The organism is Mesorhizobium sp. M4A.F.Ca.ET.050.02.1.1 (genome assembly GCF_003997725.1).
Lineage (GTDB): Bacteria > Pseudomonadota > Alphaproteobacteria > Rhizobiales > Rhizobiaceae > Mesorhizobium.
The window spans coordinates 1-7042 of the sequence record NZ_RZSG01000279.1 but is presented as its reverse complement, the minus strand read 5'-3'; the positions used below and the strand labels follow the sequence as shown (position 1 = coordinate 7042).

Below are 7042 nucleotides of genomic sequence, written 5' to 3'. Positions count from 1 at the left end.
ATGATTGTCGATCTGAGGGCAATCAGGGCGAATTATCGACTTCTGGCATCCAAAACCTGAGGAACGACGGCTGCCGTTGTGAAGGGCAACGGCCATGACGCGCAACCGGGTCTCACACTTGTTCGATTAACACGGTCTGACCTGTGGCGGCCGATTGGGCCACCGCCTTTGCTAACTTCACACTCCAAACGCCGTCCTCGCCCGTCGAGGAGGGCCGGCCTTTCCCTTGCATAGCGGCCATGAAATCGGAGACACCGCGGTCATACGTGACCTTGAGTTCAAGAGGTATGTCTTGCTCACCGTCGGATGTTCTTAAAACGACGCGGCCACCAGGGGCCTGTGACATGACGTCGATGCCAAGAATGCTGCCGGCGGAGCCATGGATTTCGACGCCGCGCGGGCCATAACCGACGACAAAGCTGTCATGGCATTGCACCAAAATGTTGCCTGGAAATTCCCATACCGACATGACGCTGTCCTCGATGCCGCTCGCCCCTTCGCCAGAGGCAGTCGCCAGTGCGGTGATCTTGGTGGGATTGCTCTCCAGATAGAATCTAAGGAGATCTGCATCGTGCACGGTGATGTCGTAAATAACCCCGGCGCCCGCAGCCTTCTCGAAAAGTCTCCAAGTCTTTAGGCTCTGGGGTAGCGATCCTGCGTGGAAAATGCGGATGGAGTTGATTTTTCCTATCGCTCCCTCGCGCAGAAGTCGCTTTATCGCTCGGTGACTCTCCATGTTGCGCAGATGGTGGTTCGTAGCGAGTACCACGCCTTTGCGTTCGGCTGCCTCAACGATCGATTGCGCGTCCTTCGGCTCCAAAGCGAGCGGTTTTTCACAAAGCACGTGCTTGCCGGCTTCTATGGCAGCCAGCGCCTGCGACAGGTGCTGGTCGTTCTTGGTGCTTATGTAGACCGCGTCGATTTCTCGATCGCTCAACATCGGCTCAAGCGAGTCATAGGCGTCGGGAATACCCATCTGGTCTGAGAAGGCTTGGGCGCGGCTCAAATCGCTGCTGACGGAAGCCTTAACCCTGCCCAGCGGATGCTTGCGTATGGAGTCGACCATCCACTCGCGTGCGATGGTGCTGGCGCCAATTAGGCCCCAGGAAACCACTTTCTCGTTCATTGCGATGCACTCCCCATTCACTCCCGCAGGGTTGCAGGAGCCTGATGCTGGCGATAATTTGTCTGACTAAAGTGCTATTTGTCAACGTGCTGACAACTGTAAATGGCGGACTGCCCCAGTCTGATTTCGAATTTTTCCGTGCAAAAGGGCAGACTTAGCGCCGTCATGCACGCGCATTGCATGCCCACCGGAGGCCGTGCGCAGGCCGGGCTTCTGATTTGTGATTGACATATATGTAATAAAAGCTAACGATAAGTCGGACATGAGAAGCCGGCGATCTGAGATGGCGACTCTGAACGACAGGCAACGCGGCAGTGTCAGCGTCGGGTAATGGCTCACGTATTGTCAAGAAGAGGCAAAAGAAACGCCCAGAAGACCGCAAACAACAACCTTGTATAGCAACCGTAGTTTCATCAAGGGGAATGAGAAATGCTTAATCGGAATCTGGTTCTTGCGACGGCCTTGTTGCTGTCCGGTTCGACAACGATGGCGCTGGCGGGCGGGCCGAATGTGGAGGTTATGCACTACTGGACCAGTGGCAGCGAGGCGGCCGGACTGAATGTGCTCAAGAAGCTCCTCGAGGAGCGTGGCGTCACCTGGAGCGACTCGCCGGTGGCCGGCGGTACCGGGATGAACATGGTGCAGGTGCTGCGCGCCCGCATCGCATCCGATACCGCGCCAGCCGCAGCGCAGATGCACGCTCAGCAGGTCCAGGCCTGGGCATCCGAGGGCGTGCTAACCGATCTGACGGACCTCGCCAAGAAGGACGACTGGGCCAAGGTGATTGCCCCGGAACTTGTTCCTCTCATTTCCCATAACGGATCGTATGTCGCGGTTCCGGTGAACGTGCACCGTTCGAACTGGCTCTGGTACAACAAGAAAGTCTTCGATTCCGCCGGCCTGCAACCGCCTACGACCTGGGACGAATTCAACGAAGTTTCCGAAAAGCTTCTCGCCAAGGGCGTGACGCCGCTGGCCTTGGGTGGTCAGCCCTGGCAGGAGTTGGATCTCTTCGAGAATGCTGTTCTTGGCATTGGCGGCGCCGACTTCTACCGCAAGGCTGTCATCGACGAGGACGAAGCAGCGCTTCGCAGCGACACGATGGTCAAGGTCTTCGACCAGCTGCGTAAGATGAACAAATATGTCGATTCCAATTATCCCGGCCGCGACTGGAACCTTGCTACCCAGATGGTGATCAAGGGCGAGGCTGGAATGCAGATCATGGGAGACTGGGCGAAAGGCGAGCTGTCGCTCGCCAACCTGCAGCCCAACGTTGACTACGGCTGTGTGCCCGCCCCGGGCACGAAGGGAAGTTACGTCTGGCTGACCGACAATTTCGGCTTCTTCAAGACAAAGGACAAGGACAAACAGGCCGGCCAGCTCGCCATGGCATCGGCGATCCTGGACAAAGGGTTCCAGGAAGCCTTCAACATCAAGAAGGGCTCGATCCCTTCGCGGATCGACGTTTCGATGGACAAGTTCGACTTCTGCGGCAAGGCCGCCTTTGCGGATCGCGCGGAAGCCCAAAAGAGCAAGAAATCGCTGCCGTCACTGGCACACAATGCCGCGGCCGGCGCAACGAAAACGGGCGTCTTCACCGACGTCGTCTCAACGTTCTTCGAGACGCCCAGCGTGACCTCGCAGCAGGCTATCGACCAACTCGTAACCGGCCTTAAATCCGCGCAGTAGCGGACCGGATCGAGGTCAGGCGACGATCGCAGCCGTCTAACGAAGCTGCGATCGTCGGCTTTTGCGAGACGAAAGGATTCCTGTGTCAACGACTTTCCCGGTCCTGCAAACCGCGAAGCGCGGGCAATGGCGTGAAGGCTCCGGCGTCAAGCTCTGGCTTGCCCGCAACGCGTCCCAACTGGCGTTGGCTCCATCGGTCGCTATCATCCTTCTGGCGGTCTACGGCTTCATGGTGTGGACGGGGGTGGTGTCGTTCACAGCATCCAAGATGCTCCCATCCTATGAATTTGTCGGCCTCGATCAGTACTGGCGCCTCTGGAGCAATCCAATATGGCGTATCGCGGTCGACAATATCTTCATTTTCGCGATCCTGTTCATTGCGATTGCATCGGTCATCGGGATGGCACTGGCGATCCTGGTCGATCAGAAGATTCGCGCCGAGGGCTTTTTTCGAACGATATACCTCTACCCAATGGCGCTGTCGTTCATCGTGACGGGAACAGCCTGGAAGTGGATCCTCAATCCGGGCCTCGGCATCGAGCGAATGGTGCGGCTATGGGGCTGGGATAGCTTCCGGTTCGACTGGTTGGTGGACCCTCGGTTTGCGATCTACACGCTCGTCATGGCAGGGGTCTGGCAGTCGTCCGGATTCGTTATGGCCCTGTTCCTGGCGGCGCTTCGAGGAATTGACGAGGATATCACCAAGGCCGCGAGGCTTGATGGGGCCGGCAGCTTTCAAATCTACCGGCGCATCATCATACCGCAACTCGGGCCAGCCTTCTTGACCGTGTTCGTCATCCTGACGCAGCAGGCAGTGAAAAGCTTCGATTTGGTGGTGGCTCTAACCGCCGGGGGCCCTGGAAACAGCACGCACCTTCCCGCGACGTTCATGTACATGCAGACATTTGGTCGAGACCAGATGGCAGTGGGCGCAGCCAGTGCCATGATGATTTTTATGACAGTCACCGCGGTCGTGGCACCATACCTTTATTCCGACGTGAGGAAACAACGCGATGACGCATGACAGCATCGCTCTCGAAAGGGGAGGGCGCTATCATCTTCGGCGCGTATTCATCTATTGCTGCTTGATCTTCATCGCGGCTGTCTATCTGCTGCCGCTCGTGGTCGTGGTATTTACGTCTCTCAAGAATATCGACGAGATACGCAACGGCTCCTTGCTTTCGCTGCCGAAAGCGCCAACCCTGGAAGCTTGGCAGCAAGCCTGGTCCGACGCTTGCATTGGCCTTCAATGTTCAGGTTTGAAGAGCTTCTTTCTCAATTCAATGATCCTGATCGTCCCCGCTGTAGGTTTGTCAACCGCAATCGGAGCCATAAACGGTTTTGCGCTCACGCATTGGAAGTTTCGTGGCTCCAACGTTATATTCGCCTTGCTCCTTTTTGGCGTATTCATTCCATTTCAGATAATCCTCATTCCAATGGCGCGTTCGCTCGGCGCGGTTGGCCTGGCGAATACTATGCCGGGGCTCATATTGGTTCACGTGGTATATGGGATCCCTTTCACAACGCTTTTCTTCAGGAACTATTTCGTCTCTCTGCCTGCCGAATTGGTTAAGGCCGCAAAGGTAGATGGCGCGGGTTTTTATCAAACCTTCTTTAGGGTCATCCTGCCCATTTCAATCCCCTGTATCGTCGTCGCTGTGATCTGGCAGTTTACCAATATCTGGAATGACTTCCTCTTCGGCACAACATTTACATCCGGAGACAACGTTCCGGTGACCGTGGCTCTGAACAATATTGTCAACACGACCACCGGCGTGAAGCGCTACAACGTGGACATGGCGGCAGTCGTGCTGACCGCGCTGCCAACGATCGCCATCTACGTTCTAGCTGGGAAGTACTTCCTTCGCGGCCTGATGGCCGGTTCCGTGAAGGGGTAGGGAGAGCCGGCAAGTTTATTGGAATCCTGGCTCTTGGCGCGTCAGCAATGGCGCCCAGGTGGCAGAATGGATCTGCGCGCCAGACGGATGAGCAACACATGGACGCTCCTACGACCTTGCAATTGCCACTAGGCTTCGCCCTCGAGGCACACTGGGAATATCACGCCTGGCTGATGTTTGCGATCTGGATCGTTCTGGTGCCCGGCATTGTTCTTCTCACCAGGTACGGCAAGCCGCCGCCCTCTCGCGAAGGCATACCGAAGGGAAATCCTAAACTTGGTCGCAAGCTCTATTGGTTCACCGTTCATCGCCTGGGACTTTCCTTTCTCGCCTTCTGCAGCCTTTGTGCAGGGTCAATCGCCTTGCTGGCGAACGGAGGCTTGAGTGCCACGATCCACGCGGTATTTGGCATTACGACCGTCATTCTCGGCATCCTCCAGCTTGTGAGCGCGCGCCTTCGCGGGACCCATGGCGGCCCCGATGCATCCACCCGGAGCACTATGACCGCGACCGTCGGTCGGGGCGATCATTATGATATGAGCCCACAACGCCGATGGTTCGAGGCCTACCATAAGATTGTCGGGTACTTCACGGTGGCCCTGGCGTTGGGCGCAGTGGTGACAGGCCTGTCGCAATACTGGATCTCTAGCCTAGCTGTCGGCCTCGGCCTCACCGTTATCATGTGGGTGGTGACTATGATCGTCCTGGAGGCAAAGGGATTCCACCACGATACATATCTGTCGAACTTCGGCACCGGAGCTCGTCACCCCTTCAACAAGCTTCGCATCGATCAGTTGAATGGTGACTAGGTACGCTGCTGCCCACTCTCGGCCGTTGGCCGTCTCTAGAGCGTTTCGCCGGCGGGAGCGGCGAACCGCTCTATGTCTTGTTTAAGCAATTCCGGACGGAAAACCGCCCAACTTTTCCTGGGATTGCTCTAAACCGCGCTTTCGCCGACGCTTTGTGGCGCCTTGCGCTTCGCGCCGAAGCTGAGCAAGGCGGTGCGGTAGCGCTCCTCCGCCTGCTTTTTCGACCTCACCCGCATCATGTCTTTCCAACCGATATAGCCGATGAGCCGTTCATCCTCGCGTGAGACGACCGGCAGATGCGAGACATTGGCCAAGAGCAGCTTGTCGGAAAGCGCCTCCAGATATTCGTCCGGATAAGCGAGCGTGATCTTGCTGCCGGAGAGCAGCTCGCCGAGCGTCGCCTTGCGATGCTTGCCATTACGACGCCAGCGCAGGATCGCGGGCGGATCGATGACGCCCAGCACATGTCCCGCCTCGTCGATCACCGGGAAGCTCGGATGCCGTGTGTCCGGCGCGGTCAGGAATGCGGCCGCGCCATGCAGCGTCATCGCCGCCGGCACGCTCTCGACGTTGGTCGTCATCACTTCGCGCACCCTGGTCAGCGCGAAGGGGTCGACGCGGTATTCGCGAATGATGTGATGCCCGCGCCGCGCCACTTTCTCGGTCAGGATCGAGCGCTTCATCAACAGCACGGTCACCGCATGCGCGGTGGCGCAGGCCGCGATCAGCGGCACCAGAACATGCGTGTTTCCGGTGAGCTCGGTGGCGAAAAAGGTCGCGGTCAGCGGCGCGCGCATGGTGCCGCCCATGGTCGCGGCCATCGCCAGCAGCGGCCAGAAGCCCGGGCTCGCTTCGGGCAGGATGCCCGACAGCACTGCTCCCATCGCGCCGCCCATGATCAGCAGCGGCGCCAGCACGCCGCCCGAGGTGCCGGACCCCAGCGCGACCGACCAGATGATGGCCTTCACCACCAGAAGCAGCAGCGCGGCGGTCGCCACCGTGCGGCCGTCGAGCATGTTGGCGATGTTGTCGTAGCCGACGCCAAGCGCCTGCGGCTCGATCAGGCCGCCGATGCCGACCACCAGGCCACCGATCATCGGCCACCACATCCAATGTATCGGCAGCTTCAGGAAGGCGTCCTCGCAGGCATAGACCAATTGCGTCAGCAGGCCTGAAAGCAAGCCGGCGCAGATACCGATAAGCACCCAGCCGCCCAGCCCGGTGACAGATGCCTCCATGGTCCCTGAGAACGGAAAGATCGGTCCTGGCAGGTGCAGCAAAGTGCGCTCGACTTCGGCGACGATCGCCGCGACCGCGACCGGGATGAAGCTGCGCGGCGTCCATTCGAACAGCAGCAGTTCGACGGCAAGCATGATTGCCGCGATCGGCGTGCCGAACACCGTCGTCATGCCGGCGGCCGCGCCCGCGACCAGCAGCGTTTTGCGCTCATTGTCGCTGACCGGCAGCATCTGCGCGATCAGCGAACCGATGGCGCCGCCGGTCATGATGATCGGTCCCTC

General features: G+C 58.7%; 6 protein-coding genes. 4 read left to right on the top strand and 2 right to left on the bottom strand.

What is annotated here, in order from left to right:
* Positions 1–112: 112 nt before the first annotated feature.
* On the bottom strand, positions 113–1126 hold the full coding sequence (locus EOA33_RS18710) for a Gfo/Idh/MocA family oxidoreductase (protein ID WP_190234299.1): 1014 nt from the start codon (positions 1124–1126) through the stop codon (positions 113–115).
* Positions 1127–1555: 429 nt separating this feature from the next.
* On the opposite strand from EOA33_RS18710, the gene EOA33_RS18705 reads away from it, so the two are divergent.
* The 4 genes from EOA33_RS18705 (at position 1556) to EOA33_RS18690 (ending at position 5522) form a co-directional block, all read left to right on the top strand.
* Positions 1556–2815 carry an ABC transporter substrate-binding protein gene (locus tag EOA33_RS18705; RefSeq protein ID WP_127406256.1) on the top strand — a complete coding sequence of 420 codons (1260 nt, stop codon included), beginning with the start codon at positions 1556–1558 and terminating at the stop codon, positions 2813–2815.
* Positions 2816–2993: 178 nt separating this feature from the next.
* Positions 2994–3839, top strand: a complete 846-nt coding sequence (locus EOA33_RS18700) for a sugar ABC transporter permease (RefSeq protein ID WP_245482367.1) — start codon at positions 2994–2996, stop codon at positions 3837–3839.
* The gene (locus tag EOA33_RS18695) at positions 3829–4713 is read left to right on the top strand and encodes a carbohydrate ABC transporter permease (protein WP_127406255.1); all 885 of its coding nucleotides are present in this window, start codon (positions 3829–3831) and stop codon (positions 4711–4713) included. The genes EOA33_RS18700 and EOA33_RS18695 overlap by 11 nt, the downstream gene beginning before the upstream one ends.
* A gap of 98 nt (positions 4714–4811) precedes the next feature.
* Positions 4812–5522, top strand: coding sequence for a cytochrome b561 domain-containing protein (locus EOA33_RS18690; RefSeq protein WP_127406254.1), 711 nt, complete (start codon positions 4812–4814; stop codon positions 5520–5522).
* A 128-nt stretch (positions 5523–5650) separates the two neighbouring features.
* On the opposite strand, the gene EOA33_RS18685 is transcribed toward EOA33_RS18690, so the two are convergent.
* The coding region (locus tag EOA33_RS18685) for a chloride channel protein (RefSeq protein WP_145989195.1) at positions 5651–7042 on the bottom strand (1392 nt) is incomplete at its 5' end.

Bases quoted from the DNA above. Each gene is read 5' to 3' on its own strand.
- EOA33_RS18710 (WP_190234299.1), bottom strand. From the start codon at position 1,126: ATGAACGAGAAAGTGGTTTCCTGGGGCCTAATTGGCGCCAGCACCATC.
- EOA33_RS18705 (WP_127406256.1), top strand. From the start codon at position 1,556: ATGCTTAATCGGAATCTGGTTCTTGCGACGGCCTTGTTGCTGTCCGGT.
- EOA33_RS18695 (WP_127406255.1), top strand. From the start codon at position 3,829: ATGACGCATGACAGCATCGCTCTCGAAAGGGGAGGGCGCTATCATCTT.
- EOA33_RS18690 (WP_127406254.1), top strand. From the start codon at position 4,812: ATGGACGCTCCTACGACCTTGCAATTGCCACTAGGCTTCGCCCTCGAG.